Here is a 24,658-nt window from a genome sequence, read left to right as displayed (position 1 = left end):
TTTTGAGTGATAATTTTTAAGTTTTTACCAAGAATGAAGCCTTAAGCTTCATCTTCAGTATCCAAGCCAAATTTCTTCAAACGATAGCGTAGCGAACGAAAGCTCATGCCCAGCTTCTTGGCCGCCAAGGTTCGATTCCAATGGGTTTGATTCAATGCATTGATCAGTACTTCTTTTTCGACTTTTTCTAGATATTGCTCTAGGCCTTCTTCGGGTAATTTGGCATTGCTTAAGGGGGCCGTTGGCGAAGTCGATAAGCTCACAGCATCTGTTGCTGCCAAAGCTTGTGGCGTTTGAGTTGGCACCGAGCTTAAATTAAATTCGATGTTTTGCTGTGCCGTATGCGATTGTAAATGTTCAATCTCAATCGATTGTTCATCACTTAAGGTAATCGCACGTTCAATCATATTGCGCAGTTCACGCACATTGCCTGCATAATATTGCGACAATAAAAATTTCTGTGCGTGTGTTGAAAGTTGTTTGGGTTCAATCCGCCATTCAGCACAAACCTTTTCTATAAAATGCTCGGCCAAAATCAGAATATCCTGTTGCCGTTCGCGCAAAGGTGCAATCAATAAATCCATGACATGAATACGGAAAAACAAGTCTTGGCGGAATTTACCTTGTTGTACCAAAAGTTCAATGTTTTGGTGACTGGCACTGATGATACGAAAATCCACTTCGATTTCTTTGTCACTGCCGAGGGGACGGATTTTCTTTTCTTGCACTGCACGCAGCAATTTGGCTTGCATTGGCATCGACAGTTCAGAAATTTCATCGAGAAATAAACTGCCGCCGTCTGCTGCCTGAATTAAACCGAGTTTGTCTTCATCAGCGCTTGGAAAGCAGCCTTTGACATGACCAAATAACTCTCGCTCCATGAGCTCTTCAGAAATCGCACCACAATTGATGGCGATAAAGGGACCTTCCTGACGATTGCTTAACTGATGAATCAGATTGGCCACCACATCTTTACCTGTGCCAGATTCACCGGTAATAAAGACAGGGGCTTGTGAGCGGGCAATTTTTCGAATCGATGCTCTGAGTTTACAAATGGCTTCAGACTGCCCAATCAACAGGCGTTCATCCAGTGCAAGTTGATTTTCGGATTCATCAACGACCGGTACATGCAGGGCTTTTTGCAATAACTGATGCAAATGCTGTTGATTAATCGGCTTGCTGACAAAATCGAAAGCGCCAGCTTTTAATGCCGCAATGGCAATTTCCATATTGGCATAAGCGGTCAGTACCGCAATCGGGGTCTTTGGATAATGTTGAGTGACGTATTTGACCAGTTCCAAGCCATTGCCATCGGGCAAGTTGAAATCGGTGATACAGGCGTCGTAGTGATATTCCCCAAGAAAATGCTGCGCTTGTTTGAGATGGTGTGCCATATGCGTTTTAATGCCCATACGCGAAAGCGTCATTTGCATCAGCATGCATAAATCAGGCTCATCATCGACCAATAAGACCAATGGTTGCTGTTTTGCCATATCCCCAAAAAACCCAAATTAAACTAGTCTAAAAATGCGCACTCCATTCTGAAGCAAGCGCCTTGTTGTTTTTGCTGTATATAAGACAGTTTGGCTTGATTCGCTTCACACATACTTTGTGATAAGTACAAGCCTAAACCGGTGCCATTAATTTCCGTACTAAAGAAAGGTTTGAACAATTGCGCAATATCCGCTTGATCAATGCCTTGCCCAAAGTCGATGACATCAATTTGAATTATATCATTTTGTCGTTGTGCTTGAATCAAAATAAATTCAGCATCTTTAGCATTGTGCCGAATCGCATTGCGGATCAAATTGATCAGTACTTGTCGGAGTTGAGATTCATCAAAGCACAGATGAAAGGATGCTGGGATCTCAAACTGAATCTGCTGAGCCACATCGGACAAATCGTTTTGGATTAAATCTTGAATAAAACTCAGCAGGTGAATGCGAATGGTTTGGGTTTTTTTATTCTTTGCCATAGCCAAGGTATCTTGAATAATCGTGTCGATACGTTTGGCTTGTTTGGCAATCATTTGTCCCAGTAACTCACGCTGCGCTTGATCACTGTCTTGATTTAACTCGTTGGCCTGTACAATCGCCGCCAAGGGATTACGAATTTCATGTGCAATACTGGCAGAAAGCTGACCCAGCGCAGCTAATTTTAGTTGTTGCACTTTTTGATTGAGTTTTTGGGCATCTTCTAAAATCAAGAGCGTGAGGGCTTGCTGCGGCACAATTAAGTTTTGTACCCGAACATCGACTACATAAGTCGACTGTGGTGATTCAAATTGAAAGCGTTCACCATCGGCAAGCAAAGAGCGTTTTAAAATATGGAACAGGTCCGGCTGAAAGGTCGCCAGATGAAATTGCTCATGCGCGTATAAGGGGGAAATGCCGAGTAGGGTGCAAGCGGCGGGATTACTGACAATGATTTTGCAGTTTTCATCCAAGACCAAATAACCCACTTCAATCTGTTCTAAAATATAACGATTAATATTTTGGAATTTAAATAATTCATTGGATTGATAGGTGGTCAAGGATTCCAACAATTGAAAGCGCTGAATGGAAAACTGTCCTAGCCCATAGACCACAAAAAACAAAAAGGCGAGGAAGACACTGTTGCCAATATTGTTCAGATCGGTATGGTTAAACAAGCTACCAACAAACTGCTGGTAGACCACGCAAATCACTGCCACCAAGGTCATAAATAGTGCTTGATGTTTGCTCAGCAAAAAATTGGAAGCAAATACCGATATGACAAACAACAGACCAATCGAAATATTCGGTCCACCCAGCGCAAAGGTCAGACTGCTTAAGAAAACCAGATCCACCGCAAATAGCCCAACGATCTGAGCACTAATCGCATGTTGAAAATATTTCAGCAGTAACAGTTGTGCCAAGCTTGAGCCGACATAGAACATCAAGGCATAAAAATAGAGATTCGGGTATTCATATTGCAGGCCTTGATTTTCAATGGTGATAAAGAAAATCAGGGTCAAGCTCAGCGCAATGATTAAACGATAATTTGCATACAATGTGCCTAAGCGATAGATCGTCAAATAGTGCGGGATCGAAACCTTAGGCGTCATTGGCATAGTTGTTGGCTATAAAAATCAGCAGCGTTTAGGGTTTGATTAAGCCATAACGAATGGCAAGATGGGTCAGTTTGACATCACTGTCTAAACCCAATTTTTCAAAAATACGGTAACGATAGGTGTTGACTGTTTTCACGCTGACAAAAAGCTTGTCAGAAATTTCTTGTGCGCTGATACAGTTCACCACCATCATCGCCACTTGCATTTCACGTTCAGACAATGCATCAAAAGGTGAAGTTTGGGTGTCGGATAAATACGAGCTCGCCAATTGTTCTGCAATATCGGCACTGAAATACTTACCGCCTTGCATGACTTTATTGATGGCACGCACCATTTCTGTGATCGGTGCGCCTTTGGTGATATAACCTCGCGCACCGGCTTTCAGCAATAAAGAAGGGTAAGGTTCTTCAGCCAAACCACTGACAGCAAGGACTTTGGTATCGGGTGCGGTTTGTAATAAACGACGTGTGGTTTCGACCCCACCAATCCCCGGCATGTTGACATCTAACAGCACCACATTGGGATGCTGTTGGCGCACGATATTAATCGCTTCTTCCCCAGACTCAGCCTGTCCAATCACTTGGATATCCGCTTGATCTTCAAGCATTCTACAAATGCCCGTACGAACCAATTCATGGTCATCTACCACTAAAACCGTGATCACAAAGACCTCCTATACTTTTTCTAAAAGCAATTTTTTTGTTACATCATGCAAAAAATACTTGCAAAGGACTAACAAAAATAGCAATCCTATTCCCAATCGTTACTAAAATAATGTGCATAATCACGTGGTTTAATATTAATCACGTTTGCTTGTAAATGTAAGTTATATTTGAGGTGATTCGCAATGCTGCAAAGAAACCTCCCTAAGATGAGTAAGTTATCGTGAAAAAGTCCACCAAAACGTTAATGAATGTACTGAGCGCATCGGTACTACTCAGTTTAAGTTCGTTTAGCTTTGCAGAGCTTGTGAATCATTCTTCGAACCCAGGTGAAGGGTCGATCAGTTGGTCATCGGAAGACGTCAGTAAATTACTTGAAAATGACAATGCTTATAGTGGTGAAGCACCAACCCCACAAGCCACCACCACAGTCACCACCACGATTCGTAAATCCAATGGTGTAGTCACCAATAATCCACCTGCGCAAACGGTTCGAATTTTAGACACCAATAATTATAGCAACCAACCATCAGTGAGTGCCCGTGCTGCATTGGTCATGGATGCACAAACCGGTGAAGTGCTGTATAGCAAAAACACCAATACCGCGATGCCGATTGCCTCTTTAACCAAGTTAATGACGGCGGTCGTCACTTCAGATGCAAAACTGAATATGTCAGAAAAAATCACGCTACAACAGGGTGATTTTTCATGTTCAGGTTGTAAAACTTCCAGCTCGACATTACGTGCTGGTGATACCATGAACCGTGCTGAAGTACTTTTATTTGCTTTAATGAAATCTGAAAACCCGGCAGCATCTGCGTTGGCACGTACTTACCCAGGCGGTCGTCCGGCATTTTTTGCAGCCATGAATAAAAAAGCTCGTGAACTGGGCATGAGTGCAACCCATTATGTTGAATCAACCGGGTTACACCCTGGCAATGTCTCTTCTGCACGTGATTTAGGAATTTTAGTGAGTGCAGCATCTCAGTATGGTCTGATTCGTCAGTTTTCAACCACAGCGAGCTACGATTTTAATCTCGGTTACCGTGTGTTGAAATCGAATAATACCAATGCGTTGGTTCGTAATGGCGGTTGGAACATTAACTTGTCAAAAACTGGTTATATCAATGAAGCTGGTCGTTGCGTAGCGATGCATACCACTTTGAATAACCGTCCTGCGGTGGTGGTATTATTGGGCGCAGACTCTTCTCAATCACGTACCAATGATGCAATTCGTTTAATGAATTGGGCAAGCCAATTGCCAAAACGTGTTTAATCCTATTTGATCTTTTTTCGAGAGACAAAAAAAGCCCTGCGATTGCAGGGCTTTTTTTGATTCAATCAAATTACATATTCGACAGAATTGAACCTTTTACTTGTTCCATCGTTGCATCGATTGACAGCATCACTGCATCAGAACATTGTTTGATTGCAGTATCAGGATCTTTTAGACCATTACCCGTTACGGTACATACGATCACAGAACCTTCTTTAATTTTACCGGCTTTAATATCACGGATTGCACCACCCACAGACGCCGCAGAAGCAGGTTCTACGAATACGCCTTCATACATCGAAAGCAAACGTTGTGCTTCTAAGATTTCAGCATCAGTCAATTCATCAAACCAACCCTTTGAATCACGTACCACTGCTTTGGCATGGTTCCAGCTTTGTGGGTTACCAATACGGATTGCAGTTGCAACGGTTTCAGGGTTTGCTACAGGCGCACCACGTAGGAATGGCGCAGCGCCAGACGCTTGATAACCTGCCATGATTGGCAAGCCCGCTGGTTTTGGACCAGTAAACTGATCTGTTTCAGCATCGTAAACCACTTGCTCAAACTGGTCTTTCGGTTGGTTGGCAACCGCTTCGGTATAGCCCATCCAGTGTGCTGTGATGTTCCCTGCATTGCCTACAGGCAAGCAGTGGTAATCAGGTGCACGACCCAACGCTTCTACGATTTCGTAAGCAATGGTTTTTTGACCTTGTAAGCGGTATGGGTTGATTGAGTTTACAATCGTCACCGGTGCTTGATCCGCGACTTCTTTCACTAGACGCATACCGTCATCGAAGTTACCACGGATTTGCATAGTGATCGCACCGTACATCATCGCTTGCGCCATTTTACCCATGGCAATTTTGCCTTCTGGAATTAACACAAATGCTTTGATGCCTGCACGTGCAGCATAGGCTGCAGCCGCTGCCGAAGTGTTGCCTGTCGATGCACAGATAATCGCTTTCGAGCCTTCTTCAACCGCTTTTGTTACCGCCATGGTCATACCACGGTCTTTAAATGAACCCGTCGGGTTTAAACCTTCGTACTTCACATAAATTTCAACATCTTTACCAATAATGCCTGGAATATTCTCAAGCTTAATCAGTGGGGTGTTACCTTCGCCCAAAGAAATTGCACGAGTTGTAGCAGACACCGGTAAACGGTCGCGATAACGGTCAACTAAACCAGTATAACGAGTTGGATTCGACATGATGATGTTCCAATTGTATGTAGAGCTTGGCTAGGGGAATCATCCCCTCAACCCGATTAATTATCAAGCGATTCTAAACGAATTCGCACAATTTCGCCATGAATAGCAGGCAACGCTTGAATTTGTGCTAAAGCTTCATCCATCACAGATTCAACGATCGGATCGGTTAAAATCACGATTGGAATCAAATCTTTAAGACGTGGTTGTTGCATGATGGCATCGATACTAATGCCGGCACGACTTAAAATGGTCGTTACATCAGCCAAGACACCGGTTTGATCTTCAGCATTGATGCGAATGTAGTGACCAGTGGTCATTTGTTCACGTGTCAAAATCGGTAGATCGGTTAAGTTTTCAAAAGCCAATTGTGGAATGGTTCCTGCACCATCTTCGGTATAGATAATGTCACGCACGATATCCACCACATCAGCCACTACAGCAGAAGCAGTTGGACCTGCACCTGCGCCTGCACCGTAGTACAGTGTTGGACCGACAGCATTGGCGTGAACCAAGACCGCATTCTTCACGCCGTTTACATTGGCAAGCAGTTCTTCTGCTGGAATAAGTGTTGGATGTACACGGAGCTCAATGCCTTTTTCCGCACGACGTGCAATGCCTAGATGCTTGATACGGAAACCGAGTTCTTCGGCATATTTGACATCTTGAGCGGTGATTTTACTGATGCCTTCGGTAAAGACCTTGTCAAACTGAAGTGGAATACCAAAAGCAATGGAAGCAAGCAAAGTCAGCTTATGTGCAGCGTCAATGCCTTCCACGTCAAAGGTTGGATCTGCTTCGGCATAACCGAGTTCTTGCGCTTCTTTCAGCACATCGGCAAAGGCACGACCTTTTTCACGCATTTCAGATAAAATGAAATTACCTGTACCATTGATGATGCCTGCCAACCAATCAATACGATTTGCAGCAAGACCTTCACGGATCACTTTAATAATTGGAATACCGCCAGCAACAGCGGCTTCATAGGCAATCTGTACTTTGTATTCATCTGCGGCTTTAAACAGTGCTGTACCGTGCTCAGCCAATAACGCTTTATTGGCAGTGACCACGTGTTTTCCGTGCTTCATCGCTTCCATAATCAATTCGTAAGCTGGATGAATGCCACCCATGACTTCCACCACGACATCGACATCAGGTTGACGGACGATGTCCATCAAATCGGCACTTTGCTTGACTGAATCAGGGAGATTTAAATCAGGGCGAGGACGACGAGTCCCCACATGGGTAATTTGAATTTCACGATCGGTGCGACGTCTAATTTCAGCAGCGTTTTCTTGTAATAGTTTAAGGGCACCACCACCTACGGTTCCTAGACCGAGTATAGCCAGACGAACTGGTTTCACGTCACACTCCAAATATATATAAAAAGGTTGTTCATGCTAGATCATAGCTAAAAAGCAAGCCAATCTCTAGCATATCTAAAACTTTATCTTGTTGTATAAAAAACGGGAATTAAAGCCATAAATATTAGTTATTTAAACGCTTAGAAATTTCCTCTGCCGTCATGTATCCACCGAGGTAAATACCGTCTTGACTGTAAATGGCAGGGGTGCCATTCACGCCCATGCTTTGACCCAATGCGTATTGATCTTTAACAGGATTTTGACACGATGCTGGCGCAAGTGGCGCACCTGAAATCGCTTGGTCAAAGGCGGTTTTACGATCTTCACTACACCACACGCTTTCCATGGTTGGCATAAATTGGTCGCCACGTGGCCATGCGATATAACGCACTTCAATACCCGCGGCATTGATCTCACCCATATGTTCATGCAGTTTGTGGCAGTACGGACAGCTCACATCGGTAAACACATACACCACATGTTTGGCTTTGCCTTTGGCAGGGTACACAATCAGGTCTTCAACTTTCAGGCTAGACAGCAGTTTTTTATTGTTGGCTGCTTGTAAGTTTTCACCGACATTGTGAATGGTTTTATCCCCTAAACGCAGTAAATCGCCTTGGATCAGATATTTTCCATCAGCGGTGGCATAGATCGGAGACATACCCTCTAAATTGACCCAAACGATATTCGGCACTTCAGTCGGTTTGACTTCAATGACTTTGGCATTGATATTGGCAGTTTTAAAATTCTTCTCTAAAGTCTGAATCAGGCGCTGTTGAGCATTGCGTTCAGTAATGTTGGATGCTTGACCGGTGGCTGGTGCGGTGGCGGTGAGTGTGCCGTCATCTTTCTTTGCATTGTCAGATTGACCACATGCGCTGAGCATTAGGCTGGCAGTGAGTGCAGACATCATTACTAATTTTGAACGGGTAAATGGCATAAACAACCCTTTTAAATTTTGACATTATTTTGAGGTGAATAAGCATAGCAAAAAAATCAGCCGATTCATAAAATCCTGACCGACAACCCTCTGCTGCGCTGATTTAATGGCATTTTTCTAGATTCATCGCGACATGTGCAACGATATTAGAAATGACGTTTACAAGCACTAAGCACGTGGATGATGCGTGGCATGTAAATGTTGCATGCGTACTTGTGCGACATGGGTATAAATCTGTGTGGTGGACAAGTCACTATGCCCAAGCAGCATCTGCACCACGCGCAAATCTGCGCCATGATTGAGTAAGTGTGTGGCAAAGGCGTGGCGTAATGTATGCGGTGATAATTCACTTTGAATACCCGCTTGTAAAGCATAACGTTTAATCGCATACCAAAAATTTTGCCGACTCATAATCCCACCATGCTGGGTCAGAAATAGATAATCCGTGGCAGATTTGTACAAATGAGGACGACCCTCTTGGATATATTTTTCAATCCATTCACAGGCGACTTGCCCCATCGGCACCAAGCGTTCTTTGTTACCTTTACCTAAAATACGTAGATAGCCTTGATTTAAGTTTAAAAAATCAATACGTAAATTAATCAGTTCACTGACCCGTAAACCGCAGGCGTATAACACTTCGAACATGGCACGGTCACGTAAGCCCAAAGCGGTGCTGACATCGGGGGCATGAATTAAAGCCTCAACATCTTGCTCAGATAAGTCCTTCGGTAAGGCACGGCCAAGTTTTGGGGTTTTATGTGAGGCAACCGGATTGTCTGTTCTGAGTTTTTGCTCACGTAGAAATTTATAAAAAGAACGCAATGCCGATAAGCTACGGGCAATCGAGCGTGGACTTTTACCGGCTTTGGTCAGATAAATCAGCACATCAGAAATATCATCATGCGTCCACTCTTGCATGGATTTGGTTGATGCTTCGCTGCACTGAATCAGATCGGATAAATAAGCATTACGGGTATGCGGGCTGACGGTTTGCGCCACCAAATAATCTTTAAAGCCGTGTAGAAAATAAAGCGTATTGGGAATCACGACAGGTGCAGGTGTACGAGGTTTTTTATTTAACATGAGGGTATAAATTTAATCCTTTTACCCATACTAAGATGGGATAAAGTCACTGTAGATCAAAATATTTTAACTGTCGATGAATAAATGGCGGCATGGCTCTCAGCACAAAGCTTAATTGGTAATTATTCTCATTTGTTTGTATACTGTACAAAATAGTTAAGGATTGGATGCAGTGCGTTTATCTGATTTAAAAGTTAAACAATCAGCGGTCATTCGTGCCGTTCATCGTACTCAAAATGGCGATATGAATCAAAATGATGTGGTCGCAAGTCGACTCGAAACACTGGGCTTTATTCCGGGTGCCAAAGTTCAGGTGATCACCAAGGGAATCTTTGGTGGTGACCCGATTTTGATTCAATTAGGATTCACACGATTTGCACTGCGTAAAGTTGAAGCTGAAAAAATCGATATCGTACAACAAGGGGCATCTGCATGAGTGGTGATGCCTTACGTATTGCGCTTGTCGGTAACCCCAACTGCGGTAAAACTTCACTGTTCAATCATTTAACCGGAACTCGTCAAAAGGTTGCCAACTATGCCGGGGTAACGGTTGAACGTAAAGTCGGTCAATTTGTCTTACCTTCAGCTAAGCCTGTTCGCGTGTTGGATTTGCCGGGCACGTATAGTCTTAATGCAACCAGCCCTGATGAAGCGATTACCCGCGATGTGGTGCAAGGCAAAATTGCAGAAGAAGGCGAGCAAGATGCGTTCTTGTGCGTGGTCGACGCCACCAACCTGAAACTGCATTTGGGTCTTGTGCTTGAAATGATTGAATTGGGACGCCCGATTCTGTTGGTTTTAAACATGATGGATGAAGCACGCCGTCGTGGCATGCAAATCAATACTCAAAAACTCTCACAACGTCTCGGTATTCCGGTGGTGGAAACCGTAGCGGTACGTGATGCCGGCATTGAAAACTTGATGAGTGCACTCGATCAGGGCAAATATGCAGTGCCACATACTGAACTGAGTGGTTTAAAAGGTGACAACCATGAAAAGATTGCCACCATTTTAAATGACGTGGTGCATTCGGTTGATCATGAAGACAAACGCTCAGATTTTCTCGATAAGATTTTTTTGCATCCTGTCTTGGGCTTAGTCAGCCTTGCGGTGATGATGTTTGTGGTGTTCCAAGCCGTGTTTACTTGGGCGGCACCATTTATGGATGGCATTGAAGCTTTATTTGCATGGCTTGGAGAATATGTCGGGCAATACATTCAACATCCACTATTGAACAGTTTAGTCGTGGATGGTGTGATTGCTGGTGCAGGCGGTGTGGTGGTGTTCTTGCCACAGATTTTGATTCTGTTCTTCTTTATTTTGGTGCTGGAAGAATCGGGTTATTTACCGCGCGCGGCATTCTTACTCGATAAACTGATGTTTAAAGCCGGTCTTTCAGGTCGTGCCTTTATTCCTTTGTTATCGAGCTTTGCCTGTGCGATTCCCGGCATTATGGCAACGCGTAGTATCAGTGATCCGAAAGACCGTTTAACCACGATTTTTGTGGCACCGCTGATGACCTGTTCGGCACGTTTGCCGGTGTATGCCTTGCTGATTGCTGCCTTTGTTCCCGAGCAAACCGTGTGGGGCTTTTTCAATCTACAAGGCTTAGTATTGTTTGCTTTGTATATGGCAGGGATTTTAAGTGCCTTGGTGGTGGCATTTGTGTTGAAGTTGTTTAACAAGGACAAACATCAACACATGTTATTGATGGAATTGCCAAGCTATCGTTTTCCTGACTTAAAGAGCATTTGGATTGGTCTGTTGGATCGCGCCAAAATCTTCTTAAAACGTGTCGGTGGGATTATTTTCGCATTGTCGATTTTGCTGTGGTTCTTGTGTACTTTCCCACAACCACCTGAAGGCGCGACCTTGCCTGCGATTGATTATTCACTTGCTGGGATGCTTGGTCATTTAATGCAACCGATTTTTGCACCGCTCGGCTTTAATTGGCAGATTTGTATTGCCTTGATTCCTGCCATGGCGGCACGTGAAGTGGTGGTGGCAGCACTGGGTACCGTATATGCCTTATCGGCGGTGGATGAAGATGCTATGGCCAATGGTTTGGCATCGATTATCAGTAGTGATGGTAATTTAGGTTGGTCATTGGCCACCGGAATTTCACTGTTGGTGTGGTTTATCTATGCACCGCATTGTTTAGCTACCTTGGCAACGGTACGTCGTGAAACAGGCTCATGGAAAACCGTGAGTTTTATGACGATTTATTTATTTGGTTTGGCGTATTTAATGTCGTTCTTGGCCTATAACATCGCCCGCCATTATTTGGGTTAATGGGACTGATCAAGTCTAAAGTGTAGGAGACTGAACATGATTGAAGTATTGATTGTTGCGGTATTGGTGATTTGGAGTGCGATTGTCGTATTCAAAAAGGTCTTTCCAAAATCAGCCTATTCAGTTTTCCTACGCTTATCCAAGGCATGTGAACAATTGGGTTGGCATGGCTTAGCCAAATGGTTCAAACCAGCTGAAGTCAGTGGTTGTGGTGGTAGTTGTGGCTGTTCCGCAACAGAACCGAAAGCCAAAGTTGAAGTTCAGTCGGTGAAATGGAAATAAAGCATTTATTTTCCAAATGATTTTATCGAATAACAGCCGTCATCATGGTGACGGCTTTTTTACGCTCAGTCACAAAAAAACGCTGAGAAATCTAAAACAAAAAAAGCAATAAAAACGGCAAAGTGCTAACATTTTGCAAGTTTAAAAAAATGATGCTGGTGAGGCAAAATGTTGATACAACGCGGTGGATTAAAAGTGGTCGCTGGACTCGGAATATCAGGGGTTTCAGCCGTAAATTTCTTATATGAAAAAGGCTACCGTGTTGCTGTAACCGATTCTCGTGCCGTTCCTCCCGGGCATGACAAAATTCCAAGCGAGGTCCAGACCCATTTTGGTGTGTTGGATCAAGACTTATTACTGAGCGCTGAAGAAATTATTATCAGTCCGGGGCTGGATCCGAAACTGCCTGAAATCCAAGCGGCGATTGCCAAAGGCATTCCAGTGATCAGTGAGATTCAAGTATTACGCCGTGCGACGGATAAGCCGATTGTGGGGATCACGGGTTCAAATGCCAAAAGCACCGTGACCACCTTAATTGGACTCATGGCTGAACAGGCAGGCAGAAAAGTCGCAGTTGGGGGTAATTTGGGTCGTCCGGCATTGGACTTAACCAAAGATGATCCTGAGCTGTACATTCTTGAGCTTTCTAGTTTTCAGTTAGAGACCACGTCAAACTTAAATGCTGAAGTGGCGGTTGTCCTCAACATGAGTGAAGATCATTTAGACCGTCATGGTGACATGATGGGTTATCACACTGCGAAACACCGTATTTTCCAAGGTGTAAAAAAGGTGGTGTATAACCGAGATGATTCATTGACCCGTCCGTTGGTGCCTGATGCAACCCCAATGCAAAGCTTTGGTTTGAATGCACCAGATATCAATCAATATGGGGTACTTAGAGATACTGATGGCACGATTTGGTTGGCACGTGGTCGTGAACGCTTGCTGAAAAGTAGCGAGATGTATATTCAAGGTACACATAATGTCGCGAATGCTTTGGCATGTTTGGCGTTAGGTGAAGCGATTGGCTTGCCACTTGAGGGCATGTTAGAGACCTTAAAAACCTTTAAAGGCTTGGAGCATCGTTGTGAGTTCGTCAAAGAAGTGAATGGCGTACGTTATTACAATGACTCGAAAGGCACCAACATTGGCGCAACTTTGGCGGCATTGGATGGTTTAGGCGCTGCCATTGAAGCACAAGGCGGTAAAGTCGCAATCATCCTAGGTGGTCAAGGCAAAGGGCAGGACTTTACAGCCTTACGTGACTCATTAAGTAAATTCGCTCAAGTTGCAGTGCTGATTGGTGAAGATCGTCCGATCATTGAAACAGCCATTGCAGGCACGACCACACTGCTACATGCTGAATCCTTGCAAGAAGCCGTGGCGCTGTGCCAACAATGTACTCAGGCGCAAGATGTGGTGCTGTTGTCACCTGCCTGTGCCAGTTTCGATATGTTTTCAGGTTATCCAGAGCGAGGACGTCAGTTCGTTGCTTTGGTCAATGCACTGAACTAAAAAAACAATAAGGAAAGTTTTATGGCTGGGTTTACTCAGACAACAATCACTAAAATTTCTGAGGTCTATGATCGCTTTGCACCGAAAGTGCCGAGCGAGATTACTCCACGTAATGTACTGATTTTCTGTGTGGTGGCATTATTAAGTCTTGGCACGGTCATGGTCGGTTCTGCCTCCATGCCCTATGCAGAACGCTTACTGGAAAATCCGTTTCATTATGTGACCCGACATTTGATTTCGATTGTGGTGGCATTTGTGGCAGCGGTGTTTGCCTATCGGGTATCACTGAACACATGGTTTAAAAATACTTTTCCCTTGTGGCTGATCACCATTGTGCTGTTGCTTTCAGTGCTCGCGATCGGATCAGAGGTGAATGGTTCAACCCGTTGGATTCGTTTGGCGGGTTTTACCTTCCAACCGACTGAAGCGGCGAAGCTGATGATGGCGATTTTTACTGCGGATTATGTGGTGCGCCGTGCTGAAGAAGTGCGCAGCAATGTCAAAGGCTTGGTGCGACTCGGGATTATCATGTTGCTCACGGTCGGTTTAATCATTGCGGAGCCTGACTTAGGGGCAACCGTGGTGATTGTGTTTACCATGCTTGGGGTGTTTTTCCTTGCCGGTGCGCCATTGATTCAGTTTGGTATTGCACTCGGTGCGATCCTGATTGCATTCGTGTTCTTGGTGGTGTTTGAACCGTATCGTTTTGAACGTTTGGTGTCATTTACCAACCCTTGGGCAGACCCGCTCGGTACCGGTTATCAGCTGACCAATGCGTTGATGGCCTTTGGTCGGGGCGAATGGTTTGGGGTCGGACTTGGACACAGTATCCAAAAAATGTCGTATTTGCCAGAAGCACATACCGACTTTATGTTGGCGATTTTGGCAGAAGAATTTGGTTTCTTTGGTATCACAACTGTGATGATTCTGTCCTTTACCATGGTGGTGATGTGTATCAAAATTGGTCATCGTGCCTTGAAAAACCAATACTTGCGTGCAGGTTACTTGGCTTACGGCATCAGTATCATTTTCTTGCTACAGATCATGGTGAATGCTGGGATGAACATGGGCATGCTCCCAACCAAAGGTTTGACCTTACCCTTTATTAGTTATGGTGGTTCCTCTTTGATTATGTGTGCGGTGATGGTCAGCTTAATGCTTAAAATTGATGCCACCACCCAAGTGAAAAACAGCGCTAAAGAAGAGTCTAGCTTCTAACATCTGTTCCAACATGATTGGTGAGTCATCACCAATCATGTTCCTTCCTTATCTCTCTTAATCTTCTGTGTTCTGATGTTTTGATTATTTATTCATTCGGACGGACATCATTTTCTACTTGTTGTAACACGAGGGTCGGCATAAAGGTACCACAGTGTAAGCATTGTACTTGTCCCGATTTGGGCTTAGACAGTGGAATTAAAGGAATAAAGAACAATGAAAAATAATTACGTTGTTGTTTGATTTCATAACCGCTATAGCTGCGACAGACCGGACATTTAAATTGACCTTGGGCGGTTTTGACGGTCTTGGGTCCAACACCAAAAATAAAGAACATAAGCTGATACTCCCGATTATTTTAATTTTATAAGTCTAATTCGGCTGTCATTATTGGACACTTTTGATGTTAAAGACAAGATCAATTGTGTGAGTGGAATCGTTATACATCTCCAATTTAAGAGCATGCTCAGGCTTACTGAAAAATCCCTTGAATAGACGTGCCTTTGGGAATCAAATCACGTTGCCATTGTTGTACCGCTTGTTGAAGCATGATACTTGGTCGATCAAGATCGACAGGGGGTTGCCCTAAGGCTTGTAGGGCTTGTGCCAACAGTTTTGGTGCATGTGCAATATCTAAAGCCATAGCATGGTTTTGTTTAGAGAGTTTATCGCCACGGTCATTCATCGCCAACGGCAGATGCATATAGCTTAGCTTCGGATAGCCCAAGCATTGTCCCAACCAAATTTGTCGTTCCGTGTTGTCGAGTAAATCTGCACCACGCACCACATGGGTCACGCCTTGCAGATAATCATCAACCACCACAGCCAATTGATAGTTGATAATGCCATCACGGCGTTTCAGCACGAAGTCGCCTAAATCCTGTTTTAAATTGGAGCAATGCTGACCTTGTAAAAGATCATTGAAACAAATCGGCTGATCATCAATTTTTAATCGTATGGCTTGATCTTGAAAGGGCAGGTTTAAATCTCGGCAGGTGCCTTGATAGATATGATTGGAGCCGAGCATTTTGCGAGTGCATTGGCAGGCATAGACCAAGCCTTGTGTATGCAGATGTTCTAAGACGGCTTGGTAAATATCTAAACGATCTTTTTGAAAAATGATCGGGGCATCAGATTCAAATTCAAAAGCGTCTAAGCACTTTAAGATATGTTCTTCACTGCCGGGGTAGATGCGCGGGATGTCGGTGTCTTCAATCCGAACAATCCATTCACCGCCTTGAGATTTGGCTTCACAGAAACTCGCAACCGCGGTAATCAAAGAGCCAAAATGCAAAGGGCCGGTTGGCGATGGCGCAAACCGACCCCGATAAGCCACCACCTGTTGATTCCGTTCCTGAGAGACAGGCGCGGAGAGGGGAGGATTATTGAATAACATATTAACCGTTATTTTGCTTCTCTTTGATTTCAGCCAAAGTTTTGCAATCAATACAAAGCGTTGCTGTTGGGCGTGCTTCTAAACGACGTAAGCCAATTTCGATACCACAGGTTTCACAGAAACCATAGTCATCGTTTTTAATCGCTTCAACAGATTGCTCGATTTTACGGATGAGTTTACGTTCACGGTCACGGGTACGTAATTCAATTGCAAATTCTTCTTCTTGGGTCGCACGGTCATTGACATCTGGCAAAGCGGTATTTTCGTCTTGCATGGTGTTTAGGGTACGATCCACTTCAGACATTAACTCTTCTTTCCACGCCAACAAAATTTTGCGGAAATGCTCAAGTTGTCCTTCAGACATGTATTCTTCGTTTTTCTTCGGCTGATAAGGCTCGATGCCAAATAGACTCGCTGTGGTGCCGCCTTCAGTCGTCTTTGGCTTGGTTTTGCGCACGCGTTTAGCTTTTTCTTCCACTAAACCGTTTGTTTCTTCCAACACTTGAGTTTGGTTTTCATTCGCCATAAAGGGCAATCCTCATCATATACGTATATCGATACGTAAAAAATATGGTGATATGCAAGTATTTTTATCGCTTCCGATAGAATGTTGCCATCGGGGGCGTCATCATATAGATTTTTTAGCAAAGATGAAAGCCATGAATATCGGGTTTTGTCTTTGTAGAAATCCTTTTGGATGGATAAACTAAATCAAAATGGCAGAAAAGAAAAGCTAATAGCCTGAAATATCTTTATTTATATGTTGAGTAAAGTCCGTCAAACGGTGTACTTGGGTCTCAAACTCACCATTTTCTTTTAGACGGAAACTCCGATAGCCCGGGGCTAAGTCATCGAGGGCAAAATCTTGGCTTTTTGGTTTAAATTGTACCGAAGTGGCAGGGGTCGACAGGAACTGAATGTTATTCCACAGATTTAATGAGTCCTGATGCACATGACCACAAATCACTGCTTTGATATTGTTATATTGTTGTAAAATTTCGGTCAATTGTTTGGTATTTTTCAGTTTGTGCTGATCAATCCAATGCGATTGCATCTCTAAAGGATGATGATGACAGGCCAGCACCACATCATGAGTTTGATGTTGTTCTAATAAACGCTCTAAATGCACCAATTGTTCGCTACCAATCCAACCATCGATCCGATCAGGCACGGCACTGTTGAGCAAAATAAAGCGCCAATTGTGAAAACTCAGTACCGCCGGAATCGGATCGGGTGCGGCAAAAGGGAAATGCGCAACGTCATCATGATTGCCGGGAATTTGGTAAAAAGGAATACCTAAGCGTTGCATATATTGCTGATAGCGCGCATAGGTTTCAGGTTTTGCCACTTGTGCCACATCACCGGTATGAATAATCGCATCAATATGCGGATACTGCGACAGCATATCTTCAATCACGGCATGAAAACTTTGCTCAGGATTCATTTTGACAAACTGAGCATCAGCACGATCCATCAAATGTGAATCAGTGATCTGAATAATAATCTTTTCATTCGGGTTTAATGGCATCAATGCATTCACAACCACCGCTCCTTAAGCATGACCCAACGGGACGATGTGTTGTTTTAACCATTGTAAGGCCATAATCACCGGTGCATTTCTTAAACGTCCCGAAGCCAATAAAGGCTGAAGGTCGGCATAGTTCAAAATATGCAATTGAATATTCTCACCTTCATCCGGCATACCAAACACACCGCCGTGTTTAGGTAATTCGGCTTGAGCGACATACAAATGAAATACTTCATCACATGCGCCCGCAGAAGGATAAAAGCTAAAGAGATGCTCTAAATCTTGGATTTCACAGCCTGATTCTTCGACACTTTCACGGCGAATACAGCTTTCAGGCGATTCATCATCATCCAAAACCCCTGCAATGATTTCCAGCTGCCAAGGCGATACAGGGTCATCAATTGCACCGACCCGAAATTGTTCAATTAAAGCAAAACGCTGTTGTTGATCGTTATACAGAAGTACGCCAGCTGCTTCTTTACGGCGAATCAATTCACGTTGAATGGTCGAGGTATATGCGAGTTGATTAAACAATTGGTGTTTTAAACTGATTTTCTCAACTTTGATAAATCCTTGATACAGGTATTCACGCTGAGTAATTTCAAAATCGTTTTTATTATACGTGGCGTTTTCGAGAATTTTCATTCGCATAAGTTAGGATGAAATGATTCATTTCATCCTAACTGAGAAATTTAGAAAGACAAACGAATTTTTTGTCAATTTACACAGTGTGATACAACTTTTGCCCTTGTTTTTGAAATTCGCTTTTCATCTGTGCTAGACCCATTTCAACTTCCTGAGTATTTTGCTCGGAATTGTTCTCATCCTGATGATTTTGAGCATACTCTCTCACATTTTGACTAATTTTCATCGAGCAGAATTTTGGACCACACATGGAACAAAAATGTGCGGATTTATGCGCTTCCTTAGGCAAGGTTTCATCATGCATCGAGCGGGCGGTATCTGGGTCTAAACTTAAATTAAATTGATCTTCCCAGCGAAATTCAAAACGTGCCTTTGATAGGGCATTATCACGTACTTGGGCTCCCGGATGTCCTTTGGCCAAATCTGCAGCATGCGCAGCAATTTTATAGGTGATAATCCCGTCTTTGACATCTTTCTTATTCGGCAAACCCAAATGCTCTTTGGGGGTGACATAACAGAGCATAGCTGTACCATACCACCCAATCATCGCAGCACCAATCGCTGAGGTAATATGGTCATAGCCCGGTGCAATATCGGTGGTGAGTGGTCCTAGAGTATAAAAAGGCGCTTCTTGACACACCTCAAGTTGCAGATCCATATTTTCCTTAATCATATGCATCGGCACATGACCGGGGCCTTCAATCATCACTTGCACATCATGTTGCCAAGCCCGATGAGTCAGCTCACCTAAAGTACGCAGTTCAGAAAATTGCGCTTCGTCATTGGCATCTTGAATACAGCCGGGACGTAAGCCATCGCCTAAGCTAAATGACACATCATAGGCTTTCATGATTTCACAGATCTCATCAAAATGGGTATAGAGGAAATTCTCTTGATGATGCGCCAAACACCACTGTGCCATGATCGAGCCACCCCGAGAAACAATGCCCGTTAAACGGTTTGCTGTCATGGGTACATAACGCAATAACACGCCTGCATGGATGGTAAAGTAATCTACGCCTTGTTCTGCTTGTTCAATCAGCGTGTCTTTAAAAATCTCCCAAGTCAGATTTTCCGCCACACCATCGACTTTTTCCAAAGCTTGATAAATCGGTACTGTTCCAATCGGAACAGGAGAATTACGAATAATCCATTCACGGGTTTCATGAATATTTTTACCTGTTGATAAATCCATAATGGTGTCGGCTCCCCAACGGGTGGCCCAGGTCATTTTTGCGACTTCTTCATCAATGCTTGAACCGAGCGCCGAATTGCCAATGTTGGCATTAATCTTCACCAAAAAATTACGCCCGATAATCATCGGCTCAGCTTCCGGATGGTTAATGTTGGCGGGAATAATGGCACGACCTGCAGCCACTTCATGACGCACAAATTCAGGGCTAATGTGTCGAAGATTATGTGCGCCAAAATTTTGTCCGACATGCTGACGCTGATCTACGCCTTCAAGTTGGCGCTGACTTTCACGAATTGCAATGTATTCCATTTCAGGGGTAATGATGCCTTGCTTGGCATAGTGCATTTGCGTGACATTGTGCCCACGTTTGGCACGGCGAGGTTTTGAAATATGTTTAAACCGAAACTCTGCAGTGCGAATATCTCTTAAACGAGCTTGACCAAATTCAGAACTCAATTGATCCAAAATTTCGGTATCGTTACGCTCTTCAATCCATGCTTCACGGACATTCGGTAAACCTTGATTCAGATCAATTTGAATATTCGGGTCGGTATATGCACCTGAGGTGTCATAGACATGAATCGGCGGATTATATTCTCCACCTAAGCCTGTAGGGGTTTCTGTGAGAGCAATCTCACGCATAGGCACTAGAATGTCAGGACGTGATCCTTCGATATAAACTTTACGAGATGCCGGTAAAATTCGAGTCAGATCTTTGGCTTCTTGTTCATGATGGGCAACATCATGAAGCGCAGATGGGGAGGCTGAAGTTGTAGCGGTGAGATTCGTTAATGGGCTCATTGCAATGATCCTTATGAATGATATCAACGAATCAAGCGACCAAAAACGCAGGCGGATTTATCTTGCTAAAAAGCAGATAGAGTGAGGCTGAGTGTTTAGATGGCTTGATTCCTACGCAGGTACTAACCTGATCAGGTTCAACGGTACTCAGCTTCAAATTGGACAGGGTCTAATTTAGCTGATCTCAGCGAGTTGTTACTCGCGCTCCGTCAAGCGATGCCTTGATATTAGCATGTTTGAATCAACAAACATTTACATTGTGTTAAATCTTTAGGCTAATCATCTTGAAATATTTCGATCCAAAAAATCTTTTCAATCTGTAGCTAAGTTGAGCAGTTTGATCAAATCTTGGTGGTATTGTTCACTAAAACGTTTCACGCCTTCACGTGTTTCATTCATAAACAGATCATATTCTTGTTGGGTACTTGTCTTTTCATCAAAATTTGTTTCAGCAAAAACATAATTATCAAAATAATCCAAAAGTTTCTGTGCTTTTTCTGCTGATGCTGAATCGGTTTTAGCCAATTGTTGAATGGCCTTACGGGCATCGGGATCCATTTTGACATTTAGATCATTGATTTCAAAAACAGGCGTATTTTCTGAACTTAAGAACAAAGCACGTTGATAGTCCGTAATCAGTGCTTTGACTTGAGGACTAAAATGACTGTGAGGATATTGTTTAAGATATTTTTCCCAGACTTGAATCCAATTGGATAAGGTTGAGAAAGACACTGTAATCCCCGCATCGCGATCTAAACTGCCACCGCTTTCTTGTTCTTGCTGATTCAGTGTTTTTAAATAAACCTGATCATCTTTCGGTAAAAAGGGTGCAAATATATCCAAGGCATAATTGGACTTTTGTGCGACATCATAATCGCCTTCACCCAAATTAAATTGTTCTAAATACAGATCATTGAGATGCTCAATTACAAACTTTTCATCTGCATTCATTTTGTTTTTGAGTTGTTTTAAATCTGATGAGGACAAAGTACCTTGTTCAGAAAGCTCAGTGATATAGGCGACCACGCGTTTAGGCAAATGCGAAATTTGAAAGGCGTAAATTGTATCGGTTGACTTTAACCATTGATAACGTGTTTCAAGGGGAACGTCGTTTAGACAGCGCTTAAAAAGTTGATTCAGTTGTAATAAATCTTTTGGTGAAAAAGTTGTTTTTAACGTTTGAATACCAGTTTCAATGCTGGAGCACTGGTTTGGAAAACTCGGGATGACCGTTTCTTGTTCGGAAAAGGTATTTGCCTGATGTGTTTCTGTGCTTATTTTTTGTTTTTGCTCAGCACTTTTAGAATTATCGCAGCCGATCAGACTAAAACCAAATCCACAGAGCGAGAAGACCATGATGATTTTTTTCATTGCAATTCACTTTTTATTGTTGTGCTGTTTTAAACCCTGTTAAGGTTTAATTTTATTGGTTAGTTAAGAAACATAACAAATCGCATCTTCAAAACAATGTCGCTTTTGTTTTTGGCTCAAATCCACACTTTTTAAATTGAGCATTTTCATAAGTTGGGCTTGGGCATTGTCCGATTCTTGGGCATGGCTCAGCTTCATTCTTTGCTCAGGGGGCATATCAATAAATGTTAAAAACTGTCCTGCTTGCACGGCCAAAGCGCTGTCTTTTTGTGTACTTAATTGTTCGATGGTGCTTAGGGTTAAGGGTTGAACATCCAGCCTGTCTTCATAAGTTGTCGACACCGGTGAATCTTTTAAGCCAATAAACAGCAGCGTGCGATAAGTGTCATAGATATACTGCGCGTCTGATTTAAATCTGCTTTTCGGAAATTTCTTGAGATACCTTTCCCAAAATAAAGCACGCTGCGCAATCTCTTCAGGTGAAATCAGTAAGGTATTGCGATTAAAGAAAGGCACTTCATTTTGATCTGCCAAATTTTGCATAAATTCCTTTTCATCTTCAGGAAAGTACGGTGCAAACACTTTGGCTAAGTATTGGCTATTGCGTTTATAGCTAATGTTATGAATATTTAAGTCACTTAATTCAATATACGCCTGACCTTTATGACGTAATAAATACTGATCACGAATATGTAATTTTTCAAAATGACTTTGTTGAATGGTTGGGTATTGCGACTCATCTAAAGCATATTCATCAAAGGCTTTTTGCTGTTCAGGTGTGCGATCAATCTGTAAAAATTGGGCATACATCTGATTGGATAAATCCATCAGTTTCTTTTGTTCAGCATGTGAGATCAGCGGCAAGCAGACTCGAATATTTTGATTAATCTGTTCGAGCGCAAAGGTGGTGCGTTGCGCCGTCATTTCACGCATCTCTTTTTTGAGATTTTCACAAATTTGATTTAAATCGGGCACAATGACTTCAACTTTTTGCTCAGCATGCTGTTCTTTTGAGATTTCAGATGCAGGTTTTTGGCATCCGCTCAGTGATGCACTTAGCAGAATACAAGTGGAAGACAACAACAGATTTTTAAAACTCAAAAAGAAATTCATTCGCTCATCAAAATAGAGTGGAACAGCATCAAAGGAAGAGTGAATATTTTTGCTGATTTAAGCACATCAGAGTGCAATGAATTGTTACTGATTGGCAATAAACCGTTAATTCAACAATGAAATTTGCATTCATTGCCAGATAATTGTTTAATTTTGATGATAAAACATAGGTTTCAACTGAAAATAATAAAAAGCATACGGAAAAAGCTTCGAATGCCTTTAATATCAGTTTCAATACATTCCTAAATATTATTTTATTCAATTGCTTAAGGCTATGTAAAAAAATATGATGAAAATAACCTTCATTGCGTCCAGTCTATTGTTATTGAGTCCATATTGTTTGGCTTTGGACTTGGTTGAAGCCTACCAACGTGCCAAAACGACAGATCCCAATTGGCAAGCCAATGTGTATCAATATCAAGCAGATCAACTCAATTTAGGCATCGCTAAAGGCAATTTATTACCCACGGTGACCGTGTCAGGTAACATCACGCGAAAACACCAAGACTTGAATCAAAGTGACATGGGTTCAGGCAATATTTTCAACTCATCGGATTTAATGTCATCGACATCGACCACCAAACAAGCCACGATCACTGCACGGCAACCGCTATTTCGCATGGATGCATGGCAGGGCTATAAACAGGTCAAAACCTCAGTTCAACTCAGTGAGGTGACTTTAAAGCTGCAACAACAACAGCATTTACTCAATGTCGCTGAAAGTTATTTTAATGTACTGCGTCAACAAGCCTTGACGCTCACCAACGCGCAAGAAGAAAAAGCCTTACTTGAACAACTGAACATGATGAACGCCAAGTTACGTGAGGGCTTGGTGGCGAAAAGTGATGTCAGTGAAGCCAATGCACAGTATCAAAATGCCAGAGCCAATCGCATTGCCACAGGCACGCAACTGATTTTAGCACAGGAACAATTGGCGCAGTTGATCGGACCCTATCAAGAAAAATTGGCGGTGCTTCGTGATGACTTTCAATATCAAAAACCGATTCCAAGTTCGCTAGAGGAATGGACTAACTTAGCGCGCAGTCAGAACTTAGATGTGTTACAAGCACGCTTACAGCAGCAATATGCCAATGACCAAAAACGGGTTGAGCAAGCTGCGATTTATCCGCAAATTGATGCCGTTGCCAGTTATGGCTATAACACCCAAAGTCCCAAAACGATTATTTCCAATGATGGACAATTCGACCAAGTCGGCGTGGAACTGAATTGGAATGTGTTTAATGGTGGACGCACCAAACGCAATATTGATAAAGCCAGTTTGAATGTCAAAAAGAGCGACTCACAGTTTGATGCTGCGTTGCGTAAAGCCAATACCGATGTTAAAAAATCCTATCTACAGGTAGAAACGGATCAGGCGACTTTACAAGCTCGCAAAGCCGCAATGGAATCCTCTGCTTTAGTCTCGAAAGCCTCGCAAGCGCAATACAGTGAAGGCTTGAAAAACATGGTCGATGTATTGCTGGCACAACGCAATGCCTTTTCCACCAAACAAGAATTCGTCAATGCGCAATATGACTATGTGCTCAATGTACTCAGACTCAAAGCATCGGTAGGGCAGTTAAATGAAGCAGAATTGGCGCAAATGAACGCTTGGCTGATTTATAAATAGTTTTATCGCATGAATGACTTTATTGCCCTGATTAATGCGTACAGAA

Annotated in this window: 22 protein-coding genes and 1 riboswitch; of the genes, 7 read left to right on the top strand and 15 right to left on the bottom strand. The window is 43.0% G+C overall.

What is annotated here, in order from left to right:
- Nucleotides 1–41: 41 nt before the first annotated feature.
- Genes G8D99_RS14415 through gacA form a run of 3 tightly spaced genes read right to left on the bottom strand, consistent with a single transcriptional unit; the run spans nt 42 to nt 3,755 of the window.
- The gene (locus tag G8D99_RS14415) at nt 42–1,493 is read right to left on the bottom strand and encodes a sigma-54-dependent transcriptional regulator (protein WP_166327060.1); all 1,452 of its coding nucleotides are present in this window, start codon (nt 1,491–1,493) and stop codon (nt 42–44) included.
- Nucleotides 1,494–1,516: 23 nt separating this feature from the next.
- Nucleotides 1,517–3,091: a sensor histidine kinase gene (locus G8D99_RS14410; protein WP_406741497.1), complete on the bottom strand. Its 1,575-nt coding sequence runs from the start codon at nt 3,089–3,091 to the stop codon at nt 1,517–1,519.
- Between the two features lie 28 nt (nt 3,092–3,119).
- Nucleotides 3,120–3,755, bottom strand: coding sequence for a response regulator transcription factor GacA (gene gacA, locus G8D99_RS14405; protein ID WP_166327058.1), 636 nt, complete (start codon nt 3,753–3,755; stop codon nt 3,120–3,122).
- A 221-nt stretch (nt 3,756–3,976) separates the two neighbouring features.
- On the opposite strand from gacA, the gene G8D99_RS14400 reads away from it, so the two are divergent.
- On the top strand, nt 3,977–5,029 hold the full coding sequence (locus G8D99_RS14400; protein WP_166327056.1) for a D-alanyl-D-alanine carboxypeptidase family protein: 1,053 nt from the start codon (nt 3,977–3,979) through the stop codon (nt 5,027–5,029).
- Between the two features lie 70 nt (nt 5,030–5,099).
- Here the strand turns inward: G8D99_RS14400 and thrC are convergent, their stop codons facing one another.
- The 4 genes from thrC to xerD all read right to left on the bottom strand — a co-directional run bounded on the left by thrC (nt 5,100) and on the right by xerD (nt 9,626).
- A complete protein-coding gene (gene thrC, locus G8D99_RS14395) occupies nt 5,100–6,239 on the bottom strand; it encodes a threonine synthase (protein WP_166327054.1) in 1,140 nt (379 codons plus the stop codon).
- Nucleotides 6,240–6,295: 56 nt separating this feature from the next.
- Nucleotides 6,296–7,600: a homoserine dehydrogenase gene (locus G8D99_RS14390; RefSeq protein ID WP_166327052.1), complete on the bottom strand. Its 1,305-nt coding sequence runs from the start codon at nt 7,598–7,600 to the stop codon at nt 6,296–6,298.
- Between the two features lie 124 nt (nt 7,601–7,724).
- The gene (locus G8D99_RS14385; RefSeq protein WP_166327050.1) at nt 7,725–8,540 is read right to left on the bottom strand and encodes a DsbC family protein; all 816 of its coding nucleotides are present in this window, start codon (nt 8,538–8,540) and stop codon (nt 7,725–7,727) included.
- A gap of 168 nt (nt 8,541–8,708) precedes the next feature.
- Nucleotides 8,709–9,626, bottom strand: a complete 918-nt coding sequence (gene xerD, locus G8D99_RS14380) for a site-specific tyrosine recombinase XerD (RefSeq protein ID WP_166327048.1) — start codon at nt 9,624–9,626, stop codon at nt 8,709–8,711.
- Between the two features lie 172 nt (nt 9,627–9,798).
- On the opposite strand from xerD, the gene G8D99_RS14375 reads away from it, so the two are divergent.
- From G8D99_RS14375 to ftsW, 5 genes are all read left to right on the top strand, one after another.
- Entirely contained in the window at nt 9,799–10,062 is a 264-nt protein-coding gene (locus G8D99_RS14375; RefSeq protein WP_166327046.1) for a FeoA family protein, read from the top strand.
- Complete coding sequence (feoB, locus tag G8D99_RS14370; protein ID WP_166327044.1) at nt 10,059–11,918, top strand: ferrous iron transporter B; 1,860 nt, start codon at nt 10,059–10,061, stop codon at nt 11,916–11,918. The genes G8D99_RS14375 and feoB overlap by 4 nt, the downstream gene beginning before the upstream one ends.
- 36 nt (nt 11,919–11,954) lie before the next feature.
- A complete protein-coding gene (locus G8D99_RS14365; protein WP_166327042.1) occupies nt 11,955–12,200 on the top strand; it encodes a DUF6587 family protein in 246 nt (81 codons plus the stop codon).
- A gap of 168 nt (nt 12,201–12,368) precedes the next feature.
- Nucleotides 12,369–13,715, top strand: a complete 1,347-nt coding sequence (murD, locus tag G8D99_RS14360; RefSeq protein WP_166327040.1) for a UDP-N-acetylmuramoyl-L-alanine--D-glutamate ligase — start codon at nt 12,369–12,371, stop codon at nt 13,713–13,715.
- 21 nt (nt 13,716–13,736) lie between these two features.
- On the top strand, nt 13,737–14,933 hold the full coding sequence (gene ftsW, locus G8D99_RS14355; protein WP_166327038.1) for a putative lipid II flippase FtsW: 1,197 nt from the start codon (nt 13,737–13,739) through the stop codon (nt 14,931–14,933).
- A gap of 88 nt (nt 14,934–15,021) precedes the next feature.
- On the opposite strand, the gene G8D99_RS14350 is transcribed toward ftsW, so the two are convergent.
- The 8 genes from G8D99_RS14350 to G8D99_RS14315 all read right to left on the bottom strand — a co-directional run bounded on the left by G8D99_RS14350 (nt 15,022) and on the right by G8D99_RS14315 (nt 22,982).
- On the bottom strand, nt 15,022–15,270 hold the full coding sequence (locus G8D99_RS14350; RefSeq protein WP_166327036.1) for a zinc-ribbon domain-containing protein: 249 nt from the start codon (nt 15,268–15,270) through the stop codon (nt 15,022–15,024).
- 135 nt (nt 15,271–15,405) lie between these two features.
- Nucleotides 15,406–16,329, bottom strand: a complete 924-nt coding sequence (gluQRS, locus tag G8D99_RS14345; RefSeq protein ID WP_166327034.1) for a tRNA glutamyl-Q(34) synthetase GluQRS — start codon at nt 16,327–16,329, stop codon at nt 15,406–15,408.
- 1 nt (nt 16,330) lies between these two features.
- A complete protein-coding gene (gene dksA, locus G8D99_RS14340) occupies nt 16,331–16,855 on the bottom strand; it encodes an RNA polymerase-binding protein DksA (protein ID WP_166327032.1) in 525 nt (174 codons plus the stop codon).
- Between the two features lie 207 nt (nt 16,856–17,062).
- The gene (cpdA, locus tag G8D99_RS14335; protein ID WP_166327811.1) at nt 17,063–17,857 is read right to left on the bottom strand and encodes a 3',5'-cyclic-AMP phosphodiesterase; all 795 of its coding nucleotides are present in this window, start codon (nt 17,855–17,857) and stop codon (nt 17,063–17,065) included.
- 24 nt (nt 17,858–17,881) lie between these two features.
- A complete protein-coding gene (locus tag G8D99_RS14330) occupies nt 17,882–18,502 on the bottom strand; it encodes an NUDIX domain-containing protein (RefSeq protein WP_166327030.1) in 621 nt (206 codons plus the stop codon).
- Nucleotides 18,503–18,578: 76 nt separating this feature from the next.
- Nucleotides 18,579–20,498: a phosphomethylpyrimidine synthase ThiC gene (gene thiC, locus G8D99_RS14325; RefSeq protein ID WP_166327028.1), complete on the bottom strand. Its 1,920-nt coding sequence runs from the start codon at nt 20,496–20,498 to the stop codon at nt 18,579–18,581.
- 91 nt (nt 20,499–20,589) lie between these two features.
- Nucleotides 20,590–20,717: riboswitch (TPP riboswitch) on the bottom strand.
- 93 nt (nt 20,718–20,810) lie between these two features.
- Nucleotides 20,811–21,869: a hypothetical protein gene (locus G8D99_RS14320; protein ID WP_166327026.1), complete on the bottom strand. Its 1,059-nt coding sequence runs from the start codon at nt 21,867–21,869 to the stop codon at nt 20,811–20,813.
- A 63-nt stretch (nt 21,870–21,932) separates the two neighbouring features.
- On the bottom strand, nt 21,933–22,982 hold the full coding sequence (locus tag G8D99_RS14315; RefSeq protein ID WP_227554333.1) for a hypothetical protein: 1,050 nt from the start codon (nt 22,980–22,982) through the stop codon (nt 21,933–21,935).
- Nucleotides 22,983–23,271: 289 nt separating this feature from the next.
- Between G8D99_RS14315 and abuO the strand changes: the two genes are divergently transcribed.
- Entirely contained in the window at nt 23,272–24,612 is a 1,341-nt protein-coding gene (abuO, locus tag G8D99_RS14310; RefSeq protein ID WP_166327807.1) for a multidrug efflux outer membrane protein AbuO, read from the top strand.
- The last annotated feature ends 46 nt before the right edge of the window (nt 24,613–24,658 follow it).

Source organism: Acinetobacter lanii (genome assembly GCF_011578285.1).
GTDB lineage: Bacteria > Pseudomonadota > Gammaproteobacteria > Pseudomonadales > Moraxellaceae > Acinetobacter > Acinetobacter lanii.
Note: the sequence above shows the minus strand (reverse complement) of the source record. Positions and strands in the feature narration are given on the sequence as shown.